At 34.7% G+C, this 25,786-nt stretch carries 23 protein-coding genes; 11 read left to right on the top strand and 12 right to left on the bottom strand.

The features are described 5' to 3' along the window. Nucleotides 1–10: 10 nt before the first annotated feature. From atpC to ABMA70_RS09165, 3 genes are all read left to right on the top strand, one after another. Nucleotides 11–421, top strand: a complete 411-nt coding sequence (gene atpC / locus ABMA70_RS09175) for an ATP synthase F1 subunit epsilon (RefSeq protein ID WP_158246914.1) — start codon at nt 11–13, stop codon at nt 419–421. Nucleotides 422–520: 99 nt separating this feature from the next. Then, nucleotides 521–2,077 (top strand): hypothetical protein, encoded by a 1,557-nt coding sequence (locus ABMA70_RS09170; RefSeq protein ID WP_103218619.1) that lies wholly within the window; start codon nt 521–523, stop codon nt 2,075–2,077. A gap of 41 nt (nt 2,078–2,118) precedes the next feature. Beyond that, nucleotides 2,119–2,622 carry an outer membrane beta-barrel protein gene (locus ABMA70_RS09165; protein WP_392994029.1) on the top strand — a complete coding sequence of 168 codons (504 nt, stop codon included), beginning with the start codon at nt 2,119–2,121 and terminating at the stop codon, nt 2,620–2,622. A gap of 62 nt (nt 2,623–2,684) precedes the next feature. On the opposite strand, the gene ABMA70_RS09160 is transcribed toward ABMA70_RS09165, so the two are convergent. Then, nucleotides 2,685–3,863, bottom strand: a complete 1,179-nt coding sequence (locus ABMA70_RS09160; RefSeq protein ID WP_103218621.1) for a patatin-like phospholipase family protein — start codon at nt 3,861–3,863, stop codon at nt 2,685–2,687. Between the two features lie 78 nt (nt 3,864–3,941). Here ABMA70_RS09160 and ABMA70_RS09155 point away from each other — a divergent pair, with 78 nt between their 5' ends. From ABMA70_RS09155 to radA, 4 genes are read left to right on the top strand one after another with little or no spacing between them, the layout of a single operon-like run. Further along, a complete protein-coding gene (locus ABMA70_RS09155) occupies nt 3,942–4,256 on the top strand; it encodes a hypothetical protein (RefSeq protein WP_146037886.1) in 315 nt (104 codons plus the stop codon). Further along, nucleotides 4,228–5,715, top strand: a complete 1,488-nt coding sequence (locus ABMA70_RS09150) for a hypothetical protein (RefSeq protein ID WP_103218622.1) — start codon at nt 4,228–4,230, stop codon at nt 5,713–5,715. Before ABMA70_RS09155 ends, ABMA70_RS09150 begins: the two co-directional genes overlap by 29 nt. A 30-nt stretch (nt 5,716–5,745) precedes the next feature. Further along, on the top strand, nt 5,746–7,623 hold the full coding sequence (gene ligA, locus ABMA70_RS09145; RefSeq protein WP_392994033.1) for an NAD-dependent DNA ligase LigA: 1,878 nt from the start codon (nt 5,746–5,748) through the stop codon (nt 7,621–7,623). Then, entirely contained in the window at nt 7,623–8,993 is a 1,371-nt protein-coding gene (radA, locus tag ABMA70_RS09140) for a DNA repair protein RadA (RefSeq protein WP_103218624.1), read from the top strand. The genes ligA and radA overlap by 1 nt, the downstream gene beginning before the upstream one ends. A gap of 11 nt (nt 8,994–9,004) precedes the next feature. Here the strand turns inward: radA and glpK are convergent, their stop codons facing one another. Both glpK and ABMA70_RS09130 read right to left on the bottom strand, forming a co-directional pair. After that, complete coding sequence (gene glpK, locus ABMA70_RS09135) at nt 9,005–10,483, bottom strand: glycerol kinase GlpK (RefSeq protein ID WP_392994036.1); 1,479 nt, start codon at nt 10,481–10,483, stop codon at nt 9,005–9,007. A 38-nt stretch (nt 10,484–10,521) separates the two neighbouring features. Next, a complete protein-coding gene (locus tag ABMA70_RS09130; protein ID WP_103218626.1) occupies nt 10,522–10,740 on the bottom strand; it encodes a hypothetical protein in 219 nt (72 codons plus the stop codon). 53 nt (nt 10,741–10,793) lie between these two features. Here ABMA70_RS09130 and ABMA70_RS09125 point away from each other — a divergent pair, with 53 nt between their 5' ends. Beyond that, the gene (locus ABMA70_RS09125) at nt 10,794–11,357 is read left to right on the top strand and encodes a TlpA family protein disulfide reductase (protein ID WP_392994039.1); all 564 of its coding nucleotides are present in this window, start codon (nt 10,794–10,796) and stop codon (nt 11,355–11,357) included. Here the strand turns inward: ABMA70_RS09125 and hutI are convergent. From hutI to ABMA70_RS09085, 8 genes are read right to left on the bottom strand one after another with little or no spacing between them, the layout of a single operon-like run. After that, nucleotides 11,350–12,576, bottom strand: a complete 1,227-nt coding sequence (gene hutI, locus ABMA70_RS09120; protein ID WP_392994042.1) for an imidazolonepropionase — start codon at nt 12,574–12,576, stop codon at nt 11,350–11,352. The two genes, ABMA70_RS09125 and hutI, sit on opposite strands and share 8 nt — an antisense overlap. Beyond that, the gene (hutH, locus tag ABMA70_RS09115) at nt 12,576–14,114 is read right to left on the bottom strand and encodes a histidine ammonia-lyase (RefSeq protein ID WP_103218629.1); all 1,539 of its coding nucleotides are present in this window, start codon (nt 14,112–14,114) and stop codon (nt 12,576–12,578) included. Before hutH ends, hutI begins: the two co-directional genes overlap by 1 nt. Before the next feature lie 17 nt (nt 14,115–14,131). Then, nucleotides 14,132–14,785 (bottom strand): ribulose-phosphate 3-epimerase, encoded by a 654-nt coding sequence (gene rpe / locus ABMA70_RS09110; protein WP_392994044.1) that lies wholly within the window; start codon nt 14,783–14,785, stop codon nt 14,132–14,134. Nucleotides 14,786–14,808: 23 nt separating this feature from the next. Continuing rightward, nucleotides 14,809–15,753, bottom strand: coding sequence for a methionyl-tRNA formyltransferase (gene fmt / locus ABMA70_RS09105; RefSeq protein WP_392994046.1), 945 nt, complete (start codon nt 15,751–15,753; stop codon nt 14,809–14,811). Continuing rightward, nucleotides 15,753–16,343 (bottom strand): peptide deformylase, encoded by a 591-nt coding sequence (gene def, locus ABMA70_RS09100; protein WP_103218632.1) that lies wholly within the window; start codon nt 16,341–16,343, stop codon nt 15,753–15,755. Before def ends, fmt begins: the two co-directional genes overlap by 1 nt. A 55-nt stretch (nt 16,344–16,398) precedes the next feature. Beyond that, nucleotides 16,399–17,505: an LptF/LptG family permease gene (locus ABMA70_RS09095; protein WP_103218633.1), complete on the bottom strand. Its 1,107-nt coding sequence runs from the start codon at nt 17,503–17,505 to the stop codon at nt 16,399–16,401. After that, complete coding sequence (locus tag ABMA70_RS09090; protein WP_392994050.1) at nt 17,502–18,209, bottom strand: hypothetical protein; 708 nt, start codon at nt 18,207–18,209, stop codon at nt 17,502–17,504. Before ABMA70_RS09090 ends, ABMA70_RS09095 begins: the two co-directional genes overlap by 4 nt. A 10-nt stretch (nt 18,210–18,219) precedes the next feature. Beyond that, complete coding sequence (locus ABMA70_RS09085) at nt 18,220–19,098, bottom strand: hypothetical protein (RefSeq protein WP_103218635.1); 879 nt, start codon at nt 19,096–19,098, stop codon at nt 18,220–18,222. Between the two features lie 140 nt (nt 19,099–19,238). Between ABMA70_RS09085 and ABMA70_RS09080 the strand changes: the two genes are divergently transcribed. Together ABMA70_RS09080 and ABMA70_RS09075 are read left to right on the top strand one after the other, a co-directional pair. Further along, entirely contained in the window at nt 19,239–20,264 is a 1,026-nt protein-coding gene (locus ABMA70_RS09080) for a hypothetical protein (protein WP_103218636.1), read from the top strand. 96 nt (nt 20,265–20,360) lie between these two features. Continuing rightward, the gene (locus ABMA70_RS09075; protein WP_392994053.1) at nt 20,361–22,346 is read left to right on the top strand and encodes a hypothetical protein; all 1,986 of its coding nucleotides are present in this window, start codon (nt 20,361–20,363) and stop codon (nt 22,344–22,346) included. 36 nt (nt 22,347–22,382) lie between these two features. Here ABMA70_RS09075 and ABMA70_RS09070 read toward each other — a convergent pair whose 3' ends face one another. Beyond that, on the bottom strand, nt 22,383–23,843 hold the full coding sequence (locus ABMA70_RS09070) for a hypothetical protein (protein WP_392994055.1): 1,461 nt from the start codon (nt 23,841–23,843) through the stop codon (nt 22,383–22,385). Nucleotides 23,844–23,970: 127 nt separating this feature from the next. Here ABMA70_RS09070 and ABMA70_RS09065 point away from each other — a divergent pair, with 127 nt between their 5' ends. After that, on the top strand, nt 23,971–25,773 hold the full coding sequence (locus tag ABMA70_RS09065) for a transglycosylase domain-containing protein (protein WP_392994057.1): 1,803 nt from the start codon (nt 23,971–23,973) through the stop codon (nt 25,771–25,773). Nucleotides 25,774–25,786: the final 13 nt, after the last annotated feature.

The following is a 25,786-nucleotide window of genomic DNA, read 5'->3' as shown; positions in this document are numbered from 1 at the left end:
GGATTAAATGATGAGTAACTTTGTTGTAAATATTCTAACGCCTAGCTCAGTTGTTGCGAAGAACGTACCAGCAGACTCTGTTTTCGTTCCTACTCTAAAGGGTGAAATCGAAGTTCTTGCAGGTCACACTCACATTGTTGAGAAGCTAGCTACTGGTAGCGTTGCTGTACATGGTGATGATTCGGAAAGATTTTTCACTGTTACTAACGGTATCGTAAAGGTTTTAAACGACCAAATTACTATCCTATCAATGACTTCTGAAGAAGATTGTCAAATTGATGAGGAAAGAGCTACAAATGCACTAATTTACGCTCGTGAGAAGCTGAAAGGTACTTTAACTGATGAAGATCTAGTTAAATTCCGTCGTAAGCTTGATAGAGCGCAACTTAGGTTACAACTAGTTAAGCAAATTTCGAAATAATAGATTAGGCCCTGGAAACAGGGCCTTTCTTTTTCTACTTCACTCGGCAAAATCTGCCACCTAAGTTCTAAATAACCTAATGATGCGAAAATAGAGCTAATGATTATTAGGTTTATTTGTATCTTTATTTCTTTATTAGTAGCTAATGCTTATGCATTAACAGGCGGAGATATAGTTACTCTTAAGCCAAAGAAATTTGACCTTAGAGAAACATTTGAACTTCACAAAAAATTTGTTCCTCCTATTGCTTATCAGGGTGAGGTGGAAACAGATGAGATTGTATTAGCAAGCTCAGGAGTACAAAAAGGCGCTAAGGTAAGTGGCAATATTAAAGAGAGTGATGATCTCGTCTTTTTTTCCTATGGTGCTCAAGACGCTAAGAAAGATGCAACTGCAAAAACTCCACAGTTTAAAGCACCAATAGTTAAAGGTGTATCTAAACAGGCTTTAGGGCCAAAGAATTATAAGCCTGTAATTGATTTCTCAAGCTTTATTCAGTCAGCTGCTCGTAAAAAGAAAGCGGTTTCTAATTTTAAAGTTAAGTTGCGTGAGTTTGGCGAGAAGGGTATTTCGAAAAATAATCTTACAGATTTTGATTTAGTACCTACATATAATTTAAATGAATTATTTACTGATTCTGGAACTGGAGAAGTTCTAATTCCGATATCTAGTGACGATAGTTTTTCTACATTTAGGGGCTCTATTGCCGCCAGAGATATAATTAGAACAAATTTTGAACTTAGTGCTCGAAGCGAAACGACCTTCGATATCCCTGTAATCAATTCTGATTATCTACGTAAGATCTTAGAGAGAAACAAAGTAAAAGAGCATAGTGGTGCACATATTCTAGTTGATTTAGGTGATAAAATAGATACTTCCACCTTTATGGGATCCTTTAAGAAAAAAGTATATCTCGATCGAAATTTCAAAGAAGTTGATCCTGGGGATTCATTTGTTTATGAACTCTATCTTGATGTTGAATTGGGTAATCACTTAATTAAGTATATGGATTTCAAAGGCAAAGTTGCGCAAAAAATTATTCATCTTGTTCAAGATGAAATTACTTACGAAGCGCCATATTTATTAGATGCAAAGGCCATTAATTTTTCTGTTTATGAAGAAAATTTGGCGGCCAAGACCTTACAATCAATGAACTTGAACGATAGCGATATTCGCTATTTTAATCGTGAGATCACTGCTTCTAAGGTAGGACTAAATCGCTATAAAATTCTTACCCCATTGCGGGACGCTAGTTTTAAACACTATATTGAAGTTGGCAAAGAAACTTCGGTCTTTGTTGGCTTTAATGACATTAAGAAGGTGGTGATACCTTCTATTGAATATATCGATTATTTGAAGGAGCTATTTCAAAACCGGGCGGATAATGGAGCTTGTGTTATTCAAGTTAATTTGAATAAGCCACTCGTCAGTTTTGAAGCTTATATTTCTTCGATAAGTCCATCAGGATCATATGATTTTTATTATATGGATAAAGATGGAACAGTTAGTGCTGAAATTACAGGCTTAACGGAGAAGGTTTTTATTATTTCTCATGATTATGGAATTTTGAATACGAAAATAGATTCTGGGGAAGGAAGTATTCAATACACGCAAAGTTTCTGTACTGAAGGTTTATATATTATTGAAAATATCTAGTTTGAGAGAATATTACTAGATTTATCTTATGAGGAGATTGTATGAAAAAGATTTTAGTTGCAATGATGATTATGATTGCTGGTTTCCAAGCGCAAGCTGGAATTTATGTTGAGCCGTACCTAGCGTATAATATTCTAGGTGATACTGATGGTGATGATACAACTGGTACAAATATTGGTGGCCGCCTAGGTTATTCACTTCCTATGCTGGTAAGTTTTGGACTTGATTACAATATGGGTTCATATACGTCTGAAGATAATACAGGTGACACTGATTTTGATACAACAAACTTTGGACTATTCGTAGCTGTTGATCTTCCTATCCTACTTAGAGGATATGCAAGTTATTACCTATCATCAGAAATTGATGCTGGAGCTGTAACTTTTGATGGTTCTGGAGTTGCTGTTGGTGTTGGTTTTACAATGCTTCCATTTGTTTCACTTAACTTAGAGTACCGTGCATTGAGCTATGATGGTGCTGGTGGTTTCGCTGACTTTGATACAAAAGAAATCTTAGTTGGTGTTTCTCTACCACTTGATCTTTAATCAATAAAAGATTTTAAATATGAAGGCCCACATAAGTGGGCCTTTTTTATTTCATTAAATTTTTAAGATTCGTATTCTTTATTATTAAATATTTCCATCGTTCGCTTGTAGCCAGCTTCAAGCATCTTAGTCATCTTCTTTGGATTTAAGCTGAAGATATCAGCGAAGAAGAGGTTGTAGTCATCATGCTTAGGAAAGATATCGATGAGTTTTACATCAGGATTAAAGTTTAGTTTTCGCTCAATAATTGATGTTATATGACGACGTTGTTCATTACTAAATTTTTCATTGAGCATATACTGATTTACAGTATCAATAATATCCTGTGCGGCAATACGTCTTGCTCTTGAATCAACAATTTTCTTTTGAATCATTAAGTAAATAGCCTGCGTACAAATGGCAGGAAGGCCATAGTTAGCAAGGGAGCCAATTTCATCTTGATAGTGATAAGGCGTATGGGTCCAGCTTGAAATGATATATTCACAACTATTATCAACGGCAACGTGAGTTGAAAGTGTTTCACGAATTTCACCATCAATATAGAAATCTGTCGTATCTGTAACAGTGTTATGAATTGGATAAGGTGTATAGAATGGCGGTACACTCATTGAAGCAGTTGCAGCCTCAGCAATTGGAATATCAGTATAGTAGTGTGCCGTCGGATCATGGCTAGGATTAGGGTAATTATAGCGAGAAAAGATAGTCTTTCGCGAATTATCTAATTGTGTTGCAATGATAAAAAGATCCGCATCATAGTCATCGAAATTGTTCGATTTTATTACGTTTTCAATTATGTAGTCGTGCAGTCCTGTTGTGGAAAATAGTCCTGAGACTGTCATGATTGGTTTCAAAAGACTTTTGATAACAAGTGGAAAGCCATCCAATGGATCGTAGAGATTCGGATGGTGAGGCTTTAGACTAGGTCTCTTTAAAGAGAGCATGTCCTTATATGTAATTGGTTTCAAACCTGTTTTGTTTTTTTGAATAAAAGCTTCAATAACTTCAAGTGGTGAGTGACCCGAGGCTAAGAAGAGACTAATTAGAGCACCTGCACTTGAGCCAACATATGTTGATATTTCGTAATCTGGATTTACATCCGAATGATTGTGCTTAAATGTGAAACCAAGATCGTGAAGGGCCCAGCTTACTCCAAGGTGCCATGCGGCAGCCTTTACGACACCGCCAGAGAGAACTAAGGCAGTCTTTTTATTCCTGAAGTTTTCTATATCAACTCTGTTCATAAAAAAATTATACTCGAAATACGAATTTATGTATTGATAATTTTTGGCAAAGCACGTCAAGTTGGTTAAAATTAAGAAATGATTTGGATGGACATAAATGACTATTCATTGTTGAAGGGAATCTCAATATCAACAATTCGTCGCTACATAAAAAGAGATAAATTAATTTGGAAATTTGATCAGGGTAAATATCTGATTCAAATGAACGAGTGGGAATATAACGATTCACTAAGTGCATCGAACGCCATCGTATACCTAAAGCGTTTACAAGAAGAACATGAACTTCTTAAAAAAGAATTAATTAAAACCAAGCAAGAAAATAATGAATATAAAATGCTCGTAGATCTCTACGAAGGTCGTCTCAATGAAAACAATCAAATTACTTATAACTAGTTTACTTCTCATTTTAGCAGTTGATACTTTAGCTGCTCCAAGTGCTCGTCGTTGTATGATCCTACCTGTTAGAGATTCTGTCGGTGGCGCTCTTGGTTATGAAGTCTTTGCTAAAATAGAAGGTTATTTGAAATCTTCTCGTTGGTGTTACTACCAGTACAACTCTGAAATTATAAATATCTTATCAAATTATAAAAAAAATCTTGATGCAGCTTTAGAGAACCCAAAGGTTTTAAAACTTGTTTCTGAAAAAACAAATGCAGGTTCATTAATCAAGGTTAAAATAGAAAGTCTTCCAAAAGGTGTTGCAGTAAATATGCAAATCTTTGGGGCCAATGGAAAAGATATCTACTTCAATGAAAAGATTGAGCTTAATAGTGATGATCCAGGACTAATTGCACAAACTGCAAATAATTGGCTTGATCAATATGAAAAACAAATCCCATATGATGCCCGAGTCTTAGGTGTTTTAGGTCAGCAATTTTCAATTGATCTCGGTAAAGATGCAGGAATTTTTACTGATTATGAAGTAAAAGTTGTTCGTCCAATGCGCCGTCGCAAGCACCCTCTTTTACAAGAGGTTGTTGATTGGGAAACGAAAACAATAGCAACTGGAAGAATTATTCACGTAGGTGAATCTTTATCACAAGTAAAAGTTTTACGTTATGAAGATAAAAGCTTAATTCAAGCTGAAGATTGGGTATTAATTTCTAAGAATACAAAAGATTCTGAAAAAAGAGACTTAAAGTATGATCCAGTCGAAGGAAATGATCGTACTTCTTCTTTTGGAAGATTAGGGGAATTTGGTCTTGCTCTAAAAATTGGGACAGGCTCAAATAATAACTCATCAATTTCAAATGGTACAAAATCAATTAATGGTGTGGACTTTGCAATTGCCTTTGACGGTGAACTTTGGGTAACGAGAAATTACTGGGTGGGCTTAGAGTTAGAAAAAGGTTTTGGAAAGTATTCTAAGGATGCTGGAAATCTTGTTTCAGATTCTAATTCAATGGATTCTTCTCGTTTTAGACTTCTATTTGGATATAAATACCTTCCGATGGGATTTTTCTATGGGCCACAAGTCGATGTCTTTTTTGGTTATGGATCATATACTCATGGTTTTGATAATCAAGTTGCAGATGGTTTCACAGAAATTAATTTTAGTGGCCTATTAGTTGGTGCAAGAGCAAGTATGCCTCTTATTCGCGGTGTACGTGTATATTTCCAATTCGACTTCATGCTTGATCCTGGATACGAAGAAGATGTTTCGATCTTTGGTAGTGCAAAAGATACGAGTAACTTTCACGTAGCTGCAGGTGTCGAGTATAAGTACGGACCAAATATTAATCTCTATGGTGGAATTGACTACCTAAGTGATAAAGCTGAATTTGCAAGCGATGGTACGAAAGTAACTGTTAAAAACACGGCCTTAAAGGGCGGAGTGAAGTTTGCGTTCTAAAAAGACTTTCTAAAATTAGACGAGAATAAAATGAAGCGTATAAAAGAATTAGCAGATCAAATAAAGATCCATAAGGCATTATACTATGCTGGTAAACCAGAAATTTCTGATAGTGAATATGACAAATTAGAAGATGAGTTAAGAGAACTTGATCCCGAGAACTCTGTACTTAATTTAGTAGGCTCAACTATAACGTCACTTGATAAAGTGAAACATGATAAGAAAATGTTATCACTTGGTAAGACTTATAAGATGGAAGAACTTATTTCTTGGGCAAAGGAATACGAAGTTTTAGGAATCTATAAGGTTGATGGTGTTTCTTGTTCGCTTATCTATGAAGATGGTCATCTAGTTTTAGCAAAGACTAGAGGTGATGGAACTTATGGCGAGAATATCACTCAAAAAGTTCAATGGATGAAGGGTGTTCCTGGATCTATCTCTATTAAAGAAAGAATAGAAATTAGAGGTGAGATGTATTGTGATGAAGAATCATTCTTTCACCTTTCTGAAACGATGGTTGCTCAGGGATTAGAAAGGCCTTCCTCTCAACGCAATATCGTAGCTGGGCTTGTTGGACGTAAAGAAAATATTAGTCTTTGTTCTTTTATAAATTTTAAAGCATTTGATTTAATCGGCCTAGATTTCGCTAAAGAAAGTCAAAAGTACGAGACCCTTAAAAAAGAAGATTTCGATATTCTAGAATATACACTGATGCACACAAAGAAAGATTACGAGTCTGCAATTGAAGACGCAAAAGATTTCATGGCCAATGGTGAATATCTTATTGATGGACTCGTCTTTGTATATAATGAAATTAAACTTCATGATGAACTTGGAGAAACTGCTCATCACCCTCGCTATAAAATGGCATTTAAATTTGAAGGGGAAACAGTACAAACAATTCTTAAGTCGATAACGTGGCAAGTTTCTAGAAATGGAATCTTAACACCTGTTGGTGAAGTTGAACCTGTTTCAATTAGTGGGGCGGTTGTATCCCGTGTGACATTACATAATTATGGAATGGTAAAACAACATAATTTAAAAGCCGGAGATAAAATTGAAATTATTAGGAGTGGAGAGGTAATTCCAAAGTTTTTACAAACTATCGAAGAATCTGAAAATGATTTCACTATTCCAGAATGTTGTCCAAGCTGTGAGTCAAAAGTAATTATCGAAGATATTCGCTTGTTTTGTAAGAATCCTGCATGTCCCGCTCAAGTTAAAGAAGCGATCTTAAATTTTATTCAAAAAATTGGAATCGATGATTTAAGCTCAAAGCGTCTTGAAGAGATGATTCGTAAGAAATTAGTTATGACAATCGAAGATCTCTATAAGTTAGAAATGGATCAACTGCTTATGCTAGATAAAGTAAAAGATAAGTTAGCAACTAAACTTCTAACAAGTATTGAAGGATCAAAAAAAGCTGATTTGATTACATTTATATCAGCTCTCGGTATTACTGGCGGAGCCTATAATAAGTGTGAAAAAGTTGTACATGGTGGGTTTGATTCAATTGAAAAACTTTTAAATATGAATGCAGATGAACTTGCAACTTTAGAAGGATTTGCAGAAAAATCTGCAACAACTTTTGTAAACTCACTACAAGAGAAGAGAGATTTAATTAATAATTTGCAAGAATTAGGTTTCACATTTGAAGTAATTGAAGAAGAAGTTGGTACAGGATTGGCTGGTTTAAAAATTTGTATTACTGGTTCTCTATCACGTAAACGTAGCGATATCGAAAAAGATATTAAAGCAGCTGGTGGTACACCAGTTGGTTCAGTTAGTAAGAATACAGATATTCTTCTTACAAATGAAACAGAAGCTAAATCTTCTAAGTATAAGAAGGCATTAGATTTAGGTATTTCAATTAAAACTGAAGATGAAGTAATGGGAATGATTAGCTAATGGCCAAGAAAAGTAAAAAAGTTTTTGAATGTTCGAATTGTGGATTTCAAACTGCAAAGTGGATGGGTCGTTGTACTGACTGTGGTGAGTGGAATAGTTTTGTCGAAGAAACATTTACTCCAGTACAAGAGAGTATAAAAGTAAAGGCCGTAGGTGAAACAGCACCAAAGAAACTCAAAGAAATTGAAGTTGAAACTTATAATCGAGTTAGTACTGGTATTGGTGAATTTGATAGAGTTGTCGGTGGAGGACTTGTTCCAGGATCACTTATTCTCATTGGAGGAGAGCCTGGTATTGGGAAATCGACTTTACTGACTGAAATGTTATCTAAGCTTTCAGGACAACAAAGTGATCAGAGCTTTCTTTATGTGAGTGGTGAAGAAAGTGAAGGACAGGTTGCTGGACGTGCTAAACGCATGGGCCTTAAAAATGATTCGTTTTATATTTATAATGAAACAAACTGGCAAAATATTTTAAATCAAATTAAAAAAATTAAACCACGTTTTATGGTTCTTGATTCAATCCAAACGACTACTTCTAGTGAGCTACAATCGCCTCCAGGTACTGTTTCACAAATTCGAGAAGTTACATATGAATTAATGAATCACGTCAAAGCTACAGGGATTACTTGTTTTATCGTAGGTCATATTACTAAAGACGGTGCTATTGCGGGGCCAAAGATTCTTGAGCATATGGTGGATACAGTTATCTATTTTGAAGGTGATCAATTTGGTCATTATAGAATGCTTAGAGCAATCAAGAATCGTTTTGGAAATACAAATGAAGTAGGTATTTTTGAAATGCAAGAAGATGGGCTTAATGAAGTAAAAAATCCATCACAGTTTTTCTTGGATGATGATCTTGAGGATAGTTTTGGAAAAAGTTTAACTTGTATCAAAGAAGGAACAAGACCTTTATTTGTAGAAGTTCAAGCCTTAGTTGCAGAAAATAAATTTGGTAGTGGCCGTCGTACGACACAGGGACTAGATAATAATCGAGTAGCAATGATGGTTGCAATTATTGAAAAATATGCAAATATTCCAATGGGAATGAATGATATCTATGTGAATGTTGTCGGTAGCATGAAGCTTACAACACGTGAGTCAGACTTAAGTATTATCGCAGCATTACTAAGTTCTTATAAATCAAAACCAATTCCAAAAGATACTGTCTTTTTAGGGGAGGTTGGTCTTACTGGTGAAGTTAGGACTGTTCCTCATATGGAAATGCGAATTAAAGAAATGGAACAACTTAATTATAAAACGTTGGTTGCTTCACCGAAAGTAGCAAAAGACTTTGCTCAAAAATCAAAATTGAAAATTATTCCCGTAAGAAAAGTTACAGATATATTTAAAGTACTAGGGGACTAGCCCCTAGTATTTTAAAAATTAATTTGAATATATTTATCCCAAAGTTTCTTCTTGTAGTCGAAGTATTCGCTGTTAGCTGAAGAAGATTCGAAGAATGATTCTTTTTCCCATTGTTTACTAACATCATCGATTGTCATAAGACCTGCACCAATTGCAGCCGCGAGGGCCGCTCCGTAAGAAGTTGTTTCAATAACTTTTGGTCTTGTAACATTTACTCCTGAAATATCGGCTTGGATTTGCATTAGAAGATTATTTGCTACGGCACCGCCATCAACCTTAAATTCTTCGAGGTTACTACCCATGTCGCTTTTCATTGCTTTGATAAGATCATTGATACTTAAAGCGATTCCTTCAAGGGCCGCTCGACAGATATCGTTAGTGTCAGTTGCACGAGTCATTCCAATTAATGCAGCTTTTGCATGTGGTTTCCAGTATGGAGATCCAATTCCTGTGAAAAATGGAAGAAGAATGAGATCTCTGATTTGATTTAAGTCTTTGACTGCATTCGCCTTATCTTCTGTCTGAGCTGCATTATCGATAATTTGGAGATTGTCACGTAACCATTGTACGCAGGCTCCAGCTATATAACATGAACCTTCAAGAGCGTAATATATCTTCCCTTGATACTTATAGGCAACAGTAGTTAATAGACCATGTTCAGAGTACTTCTTTTCTTCCCCAGTGTTAACTAGCATGAAGGCACCTGTACCATATGTACATTTTCCTGTTCCTTTTGTGAAACATGCTTGTCCAAATAAAGCGGCTTGTTGATCACCTAATATTCCATTTATTGAAATACCATCTGGCAGAAAATCTAAACCTTTTGTTGTTCCAAAATCACATATTGATTCACATATTTCTGGTAAGTCATTTTTATCAACGCCTAAAATTTCACAAAGGTTAATATCCCAGTCACATGTATCTAAAGACATCAGAAGAGTTCTAGAAGCGTTAGATACATCTGTTTTAAATGAGTCACCATTAGTTAAACGGTAAAGTAAGAAAGTATCAATAGTCCCAAAACGAAGGTCGTGATTCTTATGTGCTTCTTTTACGTACTGATTATTATTTAATAACCAATGTATCTTAGTTCCAGAAAAATATGGGTCGAGAGGCAGGCCTGTGATTTTCTTAAAACTGTCTTCGTGTGTCTTCATAGAATCGCAAAAATCTGCGGTACGACGATCTTGCCAGACAATGGCCTTTGCAAGTGCTTCACCTTTTCGATTGAATGCACATGTTGTTTCACGTTGATTTGTAATTCCAATAGAAGAAATGTTATTTGGATCAATATTATTTCTTTTAAGAACAGTTTGAACTGTACTCTTAACGCTCTTCCAGATTTCATCAAGATCGTGTTCAACCCAACCAGTGTTAGGAAAGTACTGTTTAAATTCTTGATTTTCTTTATCAACAAATTTGAAAGTTTTGGCGTCGATAATAGTAGCAGTGGTACCAGTAGTACCTTGGTCTAATGATAAAATATACATTTTTACTCCAGTATAAAGAGTTAAATAATAGTAAAAAGCTATTCAGTTAATTTTACACCGGGGTTGTGGCCTGGGTAATTACGCACGATGCTGTTAACAGCAATTTCCCATTGTTTTGCTAAAAATGAGTTACTACCCTTTAGAAGTGAAACCGATAGACCGATTAAGATAACAAGTAAAAAGATGAACTCGACAAAGGTTTGCCCAGCTTGATTAAGAATATTTTTCTCTAGCTCTTTGTCTTGTGTTTTTTGCATAGTGCAATCTTACCTAATTAAGTGTATAATACCATTCTAACTGGGGTTAAGAGTTGAGTATACAAAGAAAAAAATTTCCATATAAGATCATTCTGGTAGCTTGTGTACTGGTTTTAGGATCGTTATTTGTAACTGATGACAGTTTTACGACTGCTAAAGTTGCAGGTGTGGATGTTAAAAAGATTCAACATTATGAATCGATGCTCGTTCGACCAGATCTAAAATCAACTGAAGGCAAAACTTTTAAGAAAGAAGAACTTTCTAAAGGTGTTGTTATCCTGAACTTTTGGGCAAGTTGGTGTACTCCATGTCTTGAAGAATTTCCAAGTATAGTTAGTCTACGTTCTGAGATCAAAGATCCTAAGCTAAAGATCATTGCAATTAATTCAGACGAAGGTCAAAAGCAGCTTAAGAAAATTAAAGATGTCGTTAAAAAGTATAAAGTTAATTTTGATGTTGTAAAAGACGGTCAAGGTAAGTTAACAGATGCATTTATGGTATCTGCCATCCCTGTTTCTATTGTTTACAAAGATGGCCGTGTTGTTGAAGTTACAAAGGGTTCTAAAGACTTCAATTCGGAAGAATTCAAAGAAAAAATTCGCGAATGGCTTAAATAGAATTCTTATCTACCGCTAGATTTCGTCCCCAATTATAAGTAATTTCAGAAATCGTATTTGTTTTAAATATACTAAAACGAGGCTTAAATCTTTTTATGATTGCACCTTGATCATATTTTCCAACTGCAGCAGCAGCATTTAAAGTAATTCCGGCCCACATTTGAGTCATGTTAATTTTGTACATTGGTGCACAAATTGAAGCTAATAGTAGTAGGTTATCGCAATGGCAAGATCCTGGATTATAATCAGAAGCAATTGCCAACTTACACCCACCATCTGCTAATTGCTTTGCATCAGCTTTAGGTTTTCCTAAGAAAATTCCTGTTCCAGGAAGTACTGTTGCAACTGTTTTTGATTCAGCTAACTTTTTAATTCCATCTTCGGTTGTACATAGAAGGTGATCCGTACTCAGTGCACCTAGTTCGCAAGCAAGTATGGCCCCTTTATTATCATTAAATTCATCGGCATGAGTCTTTAATGGTATTCCGTACTCTTGTGCAACAAGTGCAAGTTTTTTCACATCTTCAGAATCGAAATAGCCTTGCTCATGAAAGATATCAACACAATCAATAATATTAAGAGGTGCTACTTCATGAAGTAAAGGAATTACGATTTCATCCATGTATTTTTGTGTAGAATCGTAACTCTTAGGAAGAGCATGTGCAGGCATGAATGTATTAAAGATTTGTATATCAGGTGCAAATTCTTCTTTTAGTTTTGCAATTAACTTAGTCATTCTTAATTCACCTTCAAATGAAAGTGAATAACCAGATTTTACTTCAATTGTACCCACACCGTAACTAGCGATTCGTTTGATTCTTTCTCGACAACTATCAAGAAGTTCCTCATCACTTGTATTATTTGTCCCATTTGAAGTCGCAACAATACCACCACCGGCCTTAGCAATTTCTTCGTAGTCTGCACCATTAAGTCTCATTTGGTATTCATTGGCACGATTACCACCAAAAATTAAATGAGTATGTGAATCGACTAACTCGGGAGTAACAACATAACCTTCAAGGTCTTTAACTGTCTTCGCTTTCTTTAGATACTCTACAGGAATATTTTCGCTATCTCCAACCCATACGATTTCATCTTCTTCAAATACAATTGCACCATGCTGAAGTATTGAGATATCTTCAGCAAGAAGATTGCGGCCGTCTTTTTTTTGGGCCGCTTCAAGAGTTAGGATTTCGTTAATATTCTTGTAGATGATCATTATTGTAATTTTCCTGTATGCTTCTCAACTGCACGTAGTAATTCACCATTTGCAATAAGCGCTTCGATATTATTGATATCGCGATAGAAAACTCTATCTTCTACAATTTTATCAACAGACTTTCTGATATGTGAAATTAACTCTTCAATTGCAGGTGAAGATTTAAGAGGGCGATGAAATTCAATAGCTTGTGAGTTACAAAGTAGTTCAATTGCTAAACATTTCGTAGCATTCTCAATAACTTCATGAAGCTTACGTCCTGAAGTTACACCCATTGAAACATGATCTTCTTTATCTGTTGAAGTTGGAACAGAGTCCACACTTGCAGGATGACATAGGTATTTATTTTCTGATGTTAATGCTGCTGCTGTAACGTGAGCAATCATTAACCCACTATTAAGTCCTGATTCAGGAGTTAAGAAAGCTGGTAGATCAGAGAAAGTTGGGTTCATCATCTTCTCAACACGTCTTTCACTGATATTACAAAGTTCTGCTACACCAATTGCTAGATAATCCATGGCCATTGCGATTGCTTCACCATGAAAGTTTCCACCTGAAATAACTTCATCTTCACCTAGAAAGATAAGTGGATTATCTGTAACAGCATTAAGTTCAATTCCTAAAACTTCTTTTGCATGAGAAAGAGTTTGTCTAGAAGCACCGTGCACCTGAGGTACACATCTTAGAGAATATGGATCTTGAACCTTTCCACAATCAACGTGTGAATCTAGAATTTCACTTCCAGCGATAATATTATTTACGTTAATGGCACTTGCAAGCTGACCTGGGTGTGGTTTTAAACCATGAATTTTATGGTCATATGCTCTAAGTGTTCCACGAACACCATCAAGAGTTGTTGCTGCACAAATATCAGCAATACGAACAAGGTTTTCAGTTTTCTTAATTGCTAGCGCACCAAGTGCCGCCATAACAGCTGTACCATTTATAAGAGCAAGACCATCTTTTGGTCCAAGAACTACAGGCTCTTTCCCAATATCTCTAATAGCAAAGTCTGAGCGAACTTCTTTGCCACCGTATATAACTTCTCCTTCTCCAATTAATGCAAGTGCAATATGTGATAATGGAGCAAGGTCACCTGATGCACCAACTGAACCTTTTTCTGGAACAACTGGAATAATATCATTATTTAAAAATGCGATTAACATATCGACAGCTTCAATTGAGACACCAGAAAAACCTGATGCAAGACAATTTGCTCTAAGAAGCATGATTGCTTTTGTGATTTCTTTTGAAAAAGGTTTTCCTACACCAGTGCAGTGTGAGCGAATTAAGTTTACTTGAAGTTGAGCTAGGTCTTCCTTTTCAATATACTTATCTGATAAAGCACCAAAACCAGTGTTAATTCCATAAACAGGTTTTGCTTTATCGACAATATTTTGTACGTAGGCTTTTGACTTAACCATATTTTCACGAGCTATATCACTTAGTTTAACTTTAACAGTATCTTTTTTTGCAAATGATACTTCGTAAATATCGTCTACGCTTAAGCTGTGTCCATCAATAATAATTTCTTTCATCTTTTTATTCCTGTCTCTTATCTTAATGATTCTATTTGTGTTTGATATTGGTTTTTTTCTTTGCCAAAAATATATGATCCAGCAACGAGGTTGTGGGCACCTTTATCAAGACAAAGCTTTGCAGTGTCTTGGTTGATTCCACCATCGACTTGGATTTGTAATTTCAGGTTATGTTCTTCTTTCATTCTTTTAAGGTACGCAATTTTATCAAGTGAGTTTGGCATAAAGCTTTGGCCACCAAATCCTGGCTCTACTGACATAACAAGTAATAAATCAATTTCCTTCAGCAGTTCTAAAGGTATTGACTCAATATCTGTTGCTGGTTTTAGGGAAAGACCAATACTCTTGTAGTTATCGCGATATTTTTTGATTATTTCAAAATGATCACATTCGATTTCGTAGTGATAAGTTATATTCTCAATGCCTGAATCTTTTAACGCTTCAAAATGAAAAGCTGGATTTGTTACCATTAAATGTACATCGAGCGGGATATTTGTAATTTTCTTAATTTGTTTAATCACTGGAATTCCAAATGTTAAATTTGGTACAAAGTGACCATCCATTACATCTAAATGCAGCCAAAGATCCTTAACATCTTCTATTACTGAGATATCAGATATTAGGTTTGTAAAATCAGCTGCTAAAATGCTTGGTGAGATGATTGTTTGCATCTAAATCTCCTTAGCAAATATCGTTAAGAAATTTTGAAACTATCGTATTTGTTAGTAAGTCCGTTGACAGCATCTGTATCACGGCATGCTTTCTTACCTTCAAGTTGAATTACATCTAGTCTGATTGTTGCGTCTTTACATCCAACTAAGATCTTGTTGTCTGCAACTTTAACTTCACCAGCTTGAAGTCCCAAATTATCATATTTAGAAATTTCAAGGACTTTTAGACGTTTTTCATTCAAGAAGCAGTAAGTACCTGGCCAAGGTTTAAGTGCTCTTACTTGATTGTGAATTGTATTAAAGTCACATTCATTAAATTTAATATGGCCGTCTTCTTTTTTTAGAGTAGGTGCAAAGCTTACTTTTGCTTCATCTTGCTCATATGAAGTCACTTTGTCATCTAACATATCTACGATGAAGTCGTTAAGTGTTAATGATGCTGCAAACTTTAGACGAGTATAAAGTTGTCCACCAGTCTCTTCAAAAGCAATATTGATTTTTGATTCTTTGACAATATCGCCTGCATCCATTTTCTTAACCATTCTTTGAATTGAAACACCTGTTTCAGTATCACCGTTTAAAAGCGCATATTGAATAGGAGCTGCTCCTCTATATTTTGGTAGGAGAGAAGTATGGATATTGAAACAACCAATTTTAGGTTTATTTAAAACTTTTGATCCAAGGAATTGGGCAAAAGCTAATACGAGATAAAAGTCTGCATCAACTTCATCTAAAAGTTTAAGAAGCTCTTCATCCTTGTTTATATTTTCTGTTTGATAGAAATTGATTCTATTTTCTTTGCAATAAGTAATAACAGGAGGGGATTGAAGTTTTTGTCCTCTTCCTGCAGGTCTATCTGGCATACTAATGACAAGTTTCAGATCAATTTGTGGATGATTGGCCAGAAGTTCTAAACTTGGGCATGAGAAGTCTGGTGTACCAAAGAAAACTGCCTTAAGTTTTTTCACTATCTACCCTTAACCCTTTTCATATATCTCTTCGTTAAGAAGTTTCTTTTAAGAGTTGAAAGCCTTTCAAGAAAAACAATTCCATCGAGGTGATCATTTTCGTGTTGAATACATACTGATAGCAGTCCATCAACTTCTAGTACTTGTTCATTACCTTCGATATCTTGATAAGTTACTCGAATTTGTTCTGAACGTTTTACTTCTTCATAAATTCCAGGAACTGAAAGGCATCCTTCTTCATAAAGAATTTCACCCTGAAGTTTTTCAATTTTAGGATTGATAAAAATTCTCGGATTGAAGTTTGATAATTCTTGATCTTTTGTACCATCAGCACGAGTAATCTCTTTGCTATGAAAATCAATATCCATGACAAAGATGCGATCTGAAACACCAATTTGTGGTGCAGCTAAACCAATTCCAGGGGCATGGTACATTGTAAAAAGCATATCCTTACAAAGCTTCTTTAGCTCGTCGTCAAACTTTTCAACTGGAGATGCCACCTTCTTAAGAACAGGCGCAGGGTAAGTATAAATCTCTAGTTTTTCACCTTCTAGAGTGTAATCTTTTAAAAATTCTTCTGATTTATTCATGGAATTCTTATAGCATGTGTGCGGCGCACAAGTCCAGCTTTCCTCTATTTTTCATTTACGTTAAACGTCTGTTTTTAAAGAAGATAAGTCCGATGACTAAGGTGAATATAAAGGGAACAGAGAATGTTGCTAAGAACGGACTAATTTTCAAGTTTTTACCTAGCTCAATAAAATATGATTGTACTAGCCAATACATAATTGTGAACGCAAAAATAAATGCAACGCTTCGACCAAACGAACTATTACGTCTATTTGGATTGAATATACTCGTGGCCGCAATTAAGGCAAAGATAATGCAAATTAGTCCTTCCGAAATATGCATGTAGAACATAACAAGATATTCGTTTACATTGATTCCATTATTATTTAGCTGAGAAATATAATCATAAAGTCTTAAAAATGTGAGTGTTGAGATATCTGCTTCAATTTTAGCGAACTCTTCAATACTTTCATTCAAGGTGATTGGTAATTCTTCGATTCCAATTTTTGGAAATGATGGCGTTTCAAGCTCGTCAAAACTAGTTCCATTTGTTGGCCACCATCTCTCAGTTCGAGAGTCATAACTTAACATTTTATAAGTATCAATTTTCGTAAGTTCACGATTTTCACTATAGTGATAAATCGTTACCTCGTTTAAAGTATTGGTTTTCTTATCAAAGCTTGAAAATGCAAAGTAGTATTTAGGTGACTTGTACCAAATCTTTCCTGATTTAATTGTTGATGATGAAAGTCCTTTCTTTTTGAAAACTCTAAATTTTTCATCTGGACTGTCTAAGATACTAAATCTTCTCGAGTTAATATAAGGACTAATGTAAGCACTTAGAATAAATTGAAAAATTGCAATATAGATCGATGTTAGCAGTATATCTTTCAAGTAATTCTGACGAGAGTATCCACCAGCAAAAATTGCAACCAGTTCATTTCTACTTTTCAGTTTATTGATTGAAAATAAACTTCCTATCAGACATGAAATAGGAATTACCTTTATGAGAAAACTAGGAAGTTGGATGAAATAACTTAGTAGTACTTCTTTAGCTGTAATATTTTCGCGTAAAAATCCTGTAATTAAATTTCCCAAAGAAAGCAATAGGAGAAGAACAACTGCCGAAGCAGCAAAAAATTTTAGCCATTCTCTTGTAATTAAGTTTCTTACTACGCTCATTTTACGATTTTATAAATTAAATAAATTAGAGGTTTAATTAATAACTTATTAAAAGTGAAATCTAAAGTTTTATTCTTTTGAAATAAGCTAACTATATGTGGTGATATTTCATAGTAACGATTAATGAAGACTTGTCCAAGTTTATAACTTGCTAATCCTGGCTTCAATCCTCTAAGTGTATCAAGTAGATCTTCATTATGTGGATATGCATGAGTAGCTAAATAACAATTTTTTGAACGTACATTAATCTTATCATATGCCTGCTGAAAGGCCTTCTTATTATGGGCCTGTCCTGATCTTAAAAATTTCCTAACGATTTGAGCATTTGCATGTTGATATTTGTATCCAATAGAAAATGCAATAAATTGCTGTAGACATCGAAGAGATTCACCGCGAAGTTTCGGGCTTTTATCATATGACTTAGCAAGATTCCAATAAGCTTGGCTTATCAAAAGTAGTTCAGAAATATCTTTTTGAGGATCAAACATCTTTGGAGTTAGATGCCTTTCAGTTGTTCGATTATATGCTGCTAAGATCCCTAGGTAATGATTAAATTTCTCTACACTGTGTGGAATATCATTCTTTGCAACAAAGTCGAGTGCTTGCTTTAAAGTTTTCAAACGCTCAGTATAAGCATTCTTAACACCTTCATTAAGCTCTTCATCACCATCTTTAGGTTTGTTTTGGGGCTTCTTTGTTGCCATTATTTTACCCCTAGAAGCGATATGATACGGAAAAAGATGTTTCTTTGATGTCTTGTGCTACTTGTTTTAGCTCAATTGAATCTTCTAAACTAATATTTCTAATCGCGAAATTTAGTGTAAGTTTTGGTTGAATCCAGCTTAAGCCAAAACCTGATCCAGACTCCATTGCAATTTTATCGTCATACATTCCTGCGCGTAAGTAAAAGTCACTAAGTACTTTGAATTGAATTGCCGCGCGCCAAAGAGAGTGCTCTGAGATCTCCTCATTATAGTTTGCACCAGCATCAAGCATAAGTGAGATGTATTGTTGAAACTGGTATTGCATACCAAGCACTGCTTTTGTGTTATTTGGAGATTTTTCAAATGGATCCATTGCTACAAGTCCAAGTGAAAAGTTTTGTGTAATAGCGTGGAAAACACCAATATTTAATTGTTGATACTCAATCTTTTCCTTCACTCCTAGATATACATCTTCACGTTTCATATCCTGGTATGTGAAACCTAGAGCAGACTTACGACCGATAGTAGAGGCGAAAGAAGTCGAGAGTTGTTTATAGTTTTCATCTCCACTCTTTGCTTTTACATAAGAGATTGAGCCCTTTAGAGCTTTTGAACTATCAGAAGCAATAACCGCGTAATTAGTTGAGTCTCCTAGAGGTGAGTCGTTCATATCGGTATTATCTGCTTTTGTTTGTTCAAGATATAATGAAGACATATTGAAAAAGGCTATTGGTGCAGGATTTAAAACTGTAGCTTCATCCATTAATAAAGAAGCAACACCGGCTCCACCTGTGGACTTTAATCGTGTTGTTTTATAGTCCATTATTTTTGCAGATGTATTAAATTGAATTACTAATAAAGTTACAATTAATGAAAGTATTTTAGTCATGTAATATCCTTATTTATAGTCTAATTATAATCATATTTTCGAAATTCGTCATTTATTAGTGATTGACTAAAATACTCAATGTTTTAGTTGTTACGACGAGAATATTTTTTGGTATTATAAGGTGGTAATTTAGGAGATTTATGAAAGTAATAACTATATTGGCAACTGTTTTAAGTTTAAATGTTTTCGCAGCAATTCCATCTTTAGAAGGATTAATGAGAAACTCTTCAAATAAGGAATTAGATAAAGAACTAGTTGTTGCTCACGTTGTTGTAAAACGAGTCGCAGCAGATGAAGAATTTGCAACGAGTGAAAATGTGGTTACGAATTATTTTAAATACATGTTTATTACTGCAGAAAACGAAAAAGATTATAAGAAATCATTAGTTATTAGATATGATGATTCTTCTTATCAAGTATCGGGGGTTTCTAATGTAACTGCATATGAAAATCTTGATAGTCTGTTTGGTAAAGACACTACAAAAGATATTCTTCAAAGTTCAATCCTTAGCTACACATTCAATAGTTCATTTGGTTTTAATAAAGTTTTTAAGGCAATAGAGCCAAGTTATAAATCTAACTCTGATTTGATTAATAAGGAAAAGGCTTCTTTAATTGAAGATTACAAAACGTTTCTTGTTAAAAAGAAAGACTATGAGAAAAAAGCCAAAGAATATGAAGAGTCTGTTGGCGAAGCCCCGGTGTCACCACTTGAGTCAGATAATGATCAAAAACAAGCACAGTTAAAAAGTATCATGAACTCTTCTTTATATAAGGGAAGTAATAATTTAAAACTTGTTAAACGCAATAGAGAATTTGTTTGGGCGATTCAGCTTGATAATATCAAAGGTGAGTTTAAAAATGAAAACCATCAATTAATTTATTTAGATCTAAATACAGATAATGGAAGTTATTCAATTGTTCCAAAAAGTTTTGTTACTTACAATGGTCAGTATACTTTACCAAAGTACATTGAAGTTACGACATCTGATTACCGTTACGAAATAGAAATACCAACATACTATCTTCTAAACTCGACAAATAAGACGATTGCCGATCGAAATCGTGAATACGTAAAGTATCTTGAGCGAAATCAACAAAGACAAGGTACTCAAGTTAATATCGAGGGACAAGAAATTCAGGAAAATATTAATTTATTATTCTAGTTAAGTATCTGTAATTACAGACAAGTAACTAATAGCCTTTAAGTATTTATAAAATTATCCGATATGACTTAAGCGATACTTTAAGTAGGGTAATATATGAAAAAGGCAAATCAATTAAAGTTTTTAATTTGTACACTAGCTCTGGCTTCTACACAGGCCAAGGTAGTATTTTCAGGAATGGGTTCAAGTGGAACTCGTAGTACAAATCAATCAACGGCCGGAACAGTTACAGTTTCATCATCGAGTCAGTCGACAACGATTGAATGTCGTAGAGATGATGCGGTTTCATATGGGTTTATGAAAACACTCCTTTTAGGAGATACTCCAAGTTATACAATTGCAAATGGAAAAATATTGGTAAATCTACCAACTAGAGTTTCAGCGTGTATTAAAGACATAAGTGCGCAAGCTATTACAAACCCTGTTGATAATAATGTTTACTTGAAGTTCAATGTGAAAATTGATTCTAGCCAATATCCTGCTGGTACTCAATCAATCGAAAAAGAATATGAAAAATGTATGGCCCACTTAGCTGGTGGAGACTCTTCATTTTATACTGTCGATAAACTAAGAGAAAAAGGTTATCTTGCATCACCTGTAACACTTGATACAGATCTTCCTGATATTGATACTAATAGAAATTCTGAATTAGTTATCGCCTCTACGAATAAAGATTTCGATTATAAAAATGATATGCCGTTTGGATTAGCAAATGTTGCGCAACATACATCTTTTAGTGATCCGTCTTTTAATTGTATGGATTACGCAAAGCCTGCTGAACAAAAAGTAATGGCAAATAAAACTAATGAATATGAACTTCGTGAAGAGGCTATTGCTGCTTGTAACGGAAAAAATCTTACTGATATTGCGAAAAGTCTTAAGAAGCTTAGAAGTGACTCAGGTGGAAACTATGATGATCTAACTAGAATTCTTTCTGGTATTCAACATCAACTTATCAATGAAGAAGTTGAACAAATGGTTTCAAGAATGGAGCAAATTGAAAGTGATATTTCTCCTTCTGTTGAAGATGTTAAAGAAGGTGATAAGTTTGGTGTAAGCAAAGAAGCGAGAAAGAAGCTTCTTCAGGAATACGCAAATCACATGAATAAGTTTTCTAAAGAATTACTTCCAGCTATGAAAGAAGAATTAAAGCATTTAATGGAAGAATATGCAGAGCTAGGTGATAGCGAAGCAGATGAAAGACGTAAAGATCAAATTAATGAATCAATTGAAAAGATTAATGACGTTATTGCTAAGTTTAACCGTCAAAATGAAAATGGTGCTGAATATAAGAAAGTTGTTGAAGCACTTCGTGAAGGCAATATGCAAACTTCAGGTAGAAAGATTTTATCTGGAATTATTCTTGCTCAAGAGTTTTCACATGTAAAACTTGAAGGGACTAATAAAAGAAATGTTGAAGAAGCTGAAAATAATAGTGAGAGAAGTATTGCTCGTCTTAAGCAAGGTACGCTTGCTGATTGGGGTGATGAAGCTCTAATCAGGGCCGGTGACAATTCTCCAATTAAGAGACGTCAGCAAATTCTTAAAGGTATTCAACAAAGAGCTTCTAAAGATCGTCAAAATTATATGACTAAGCTAAATGCTTATGATGATTACATCCAACAGTATGCTCAAGATCTTGCAAGTAGTTATTGTACATCAGGTGGTAGCTATGAAGATTGTATGACTGTTAGAAGTACTTATCTTCCATACATCTATAACCAGTATAGTTCATGGAAGCAAAACTCTTATCAAGATTATAACCAATCTTATAATGCAAAATACGGAGCTGCCTATAATGAGCAGAAAAGTATACTAAGTCGCTTTAATGGTCTTTATAGTAATTACAAGTTAAATGCTATGCAAAACCAATTAGCAGGAGCAACAGCGAGTAGTCCGTTTGATTTATGGACAGGAGCTGACACTTCTTATTCTTCTGGTATTCCTGGATTGAATTTTGATTTCAATGGGGCCGCTGGTGGAAACTTTAACAATAATAATGGTTGGAATAATAATTTTAACTTAATGCAACCACAACAAAGAACACCTAGCAGTTCTACATGGACTAATCCATATCGATAAAAAAAAAGGCTTCCAATCGGAAGCCTTTTTTATTTCTTAAAACTTAATATCTGCACCAAGATAAATTAGGTAAGTATCATTTGTTTCGTTAGGAGTCGCAGTATTTGAGAATGCGTAGTAGTCGCCAACGAAGAAATAACCTAGGTTTGCATTTAGTGTTACTGAAGTATTCCACTTGTAAGAGAAGTTTGAATCAATTTCAAATCCTAGATCATCTGCTTGATCTGCTGCCGCAGTAAATCTCTTGTTCTTCTCATGGTTAATTGCATCTGAACCAGCTTCAGCAACTTTATCGGCCTTTGCCCAAACAACAGAGTTAGTCCAAGACCAAGTTCCTGAATCATATCTGTGAGCAAATTTTGCATAAGAAGTATTTGCAATACCCGAATTAAATACGTTTAGATCAGTATTTGCAATGGCCGCTAAGTTATAGCGAAACATGATATTTGCAATTTGAAAGTTAGGGTTAAGATACATTGCTCCATAAGTTTGGTTATCTGCATCTGAACCTGAAACCATACCAAAATCAAGATGAAATGAGTGATTTGTGTTTAACTTATAAGTGTTATTAAGTAGGAATGCTTTTGCATCAACTTCAGTATCAGTAACACCAGGGTAGATTTCACCCATATCACCAGTCATTAATGGAATTTCTGCTTCAACAGTGTATTTGCCGAAAGTCTTCTTAAGGTAAAGGTCGATCATTGTCACACTAGTTGCACCAAGGTTTGTAGCAATAGTGTCACCATCTACATCAGTTTCAATTCCAGATGCAGCTCCAGAAGTATTCTTGTTGTAAAGAGCTCCGAAAGTGAATTCTTTATCTAGGTTTTCATATAGTAATGAAATCCCCATCTCTTTTACACGACCTGTCTTAGTAAGATTATTTGCTTTAATTTTTGAGTAGTATGGAGAGAACTTGAAGTTACCGATCTTGAAATCAATTGTAATCCCATCTCTCATTGAAGCAAATCTTGATCCTGGAGCATTTCCATCATTATAAATTGCACCCATACCCCAGTTAAACTTTTGGCGACCAACTGTATAAGTTGCTGTATCAGAATAAAATACTGCATTGGCCTGAGTTATGTTCACAGGATTACTTGTTACTGTATTGAAAGAGTAGCGAGCATTTGCATATGAGTTTGATGGATCTTGAGTCTTTGTTCTTCCATCATTTGAAGAGTCACCAAAATTTCCACCGTATCCATAACCTGAAGTTAGTTCAGCATTAATCGTTGTTGAGTCATTTACAATGATTGTTGGCTGAAGCTTAAAAATATAAGTTTGAAAGTTTGATGAATCAGGATCAGCATCTGTCATATCAAATGCTTGGTCACCATTATCAAGTGGCCCAGCACCTTGCTGAACTGAACGATTATAATCACCTAAAGAATGTAGGTCTGTTTGTAGTTCACCATGCCAGTCAATTGGTAGTGCCAGAGTAGAAGTAGCTAAAGTGGCAAGAATTGCGGCCTTATTTAAGTTGTTTAACATAAGTTGTTATTCCTTTTATAATTTAACAAAATTGTACTGAAATAATATAAGATGACTTTATATAACGTCAAAAAAATAGGTGTATTCAAAGGTGCTTAATAAACGAATAAAGATATTATTATTCTTGATGGTTGGATTATTTGGCTTGTGTGTCATTTATTCCATAAATACAATCAATGACGCAGACTTAACTCGAATTATTACTCCTAAAACACCTGATACGAATTCGAAAACCATTCTTTTTGAAGAGGGAAGTTTTGTTAAGAAACGTGACTTCTTATTTTTTAAGGCCAATTCACGTGATGAGAGATTTAACTCAGTCTTTTTTGAGAAGTTTGACGATGAAAAGAAGTCAATTCTAAGTGTGAAAGAAAGCTTCGAGTTAAATTCTGTTAGAAGTAATGATTGTAATTATAACCGCTGTCTTCAATATAAAATTAACTTTTATAATATTCCTATTATCTTATCTAAAGGTCTTATTGGTATTGAAGATTTTCGTTTTCTTGATCACATAGGTATTGATTATATTTCAATCATTCGTGCGATAATTGCAGATATTAAAGCTGGTGCTCTTGTACAAGGTGGATCAACACTGACACAACAACTAGTAAAGAATATCTATTTTACAAATGAGAAGTCATTTAGCAGAAAGATTAAAGAAGCTATCCTGGCCGTTTATATTGATTTTAAATTCGATAAGTCAGCAATACTAGAAGCTTATTTCAACGAAGTGTATTGGGGAAGTCTTGGTGGAATTAGAATAAAAGGTGTGAACACAGCAGCTGTTTTATATTTTAATAAACCTATTTCTGAGTTAGATCCTTATGAATCAGCTATATTGGTCTCAATGTTAAAAGGGCCAAGTTATTATCATCCTATCTATCGTACAGATCGTCTTAGAGGGCGTGCTGATTTTATTTTTAATAAATTACAAAGTTTAGATCTTTTTGATCAAAACACAGATTATCAGTGGTCTGATGAGAAGTGGGAAAATTGGAAAAAACAATTATCTGTTTTTCAAGATGACTCATTTTATGAAGCGATATATTTGACATCGACTCGAGTTAATAAAGATCCAATGCTTAGTGAATTTCGATTTTTTAAAACAGTCTTAGCTTCTAAAAATCTTTTAAGAGATCTGAAAGGGATCGAAGAGAACTTGGCGGTTAAAATTGCTTTTGGAAATCCAAAACATAAAAGTTTCTACTATTCTAAATTTGAAAGAAATGTTGATAAGGCCTTCAAAGAGGAACGTCATGGTGTAGGTTCAACACTAAAGCCAATCCTGTTTCAAATATACCTTGAGCAGGGCCATAAAATAGATGATTTAGTTTCAACGGAGCCGATAACTTTAGATCTTGTTAGTGGAAAGTGGACACCCTCGGAATCTCATACACCTTCTGCGAGTGAGTATCCTATTTCTCAAGCTTTACAAGAGTCCTTAAACAATCCAGTTGTTAGACTGGCCCATGATATTGGTTTTGAAAAAGTTGAAGTTATATTGAAGGATAAGATTAAACATCTTAAAACACCGTTGGCCCAATATCCTGCCCAGCTTCTTGGTGCCATTGAATTATCAGTTGATGAGCTCTATCAATTATATGAAGACTTTATGCTTGCGCAATGTCGAGTAGGGGCCGGAGTGTACGAGTCTCTTGCAGATCCAAATCAAACGACAATTAGAAGAATGGTAAAGCCAGCGCTTAAGCAACAACATTTCTTCGGGAAAACAGGAACATCTAATAATGGTTTTGATAATCTCTTTGTCGGTTATGATGGACATGATCTTTTTACGATCTGGGTCGGTTATGAAGGTGTTCGTACAAATAAGAAAGGTTTAAGATTATACGGAAGTACGACAGCTTTCAGGCTTTATCAGGAGATTATTCTGTATTCAGGCCAACGAATTGCGTCTTTGGCATGCGAATAAGTAGGCAAATTTA

The organism is Halobacteriovorax sp. XZX-3 (genome assembly GCF_043196495.1).
Taxonomy (GTDB): domain Bacteria; phylum Bdellovibrionota; class Bacteriovoracia; order Bacteriovoracales; family Bacteriovoracaceae; genus Halobacteriovorax_A.
This window is presented reverse-complemented; position numbering and strand designations above follow the sequence as displayed.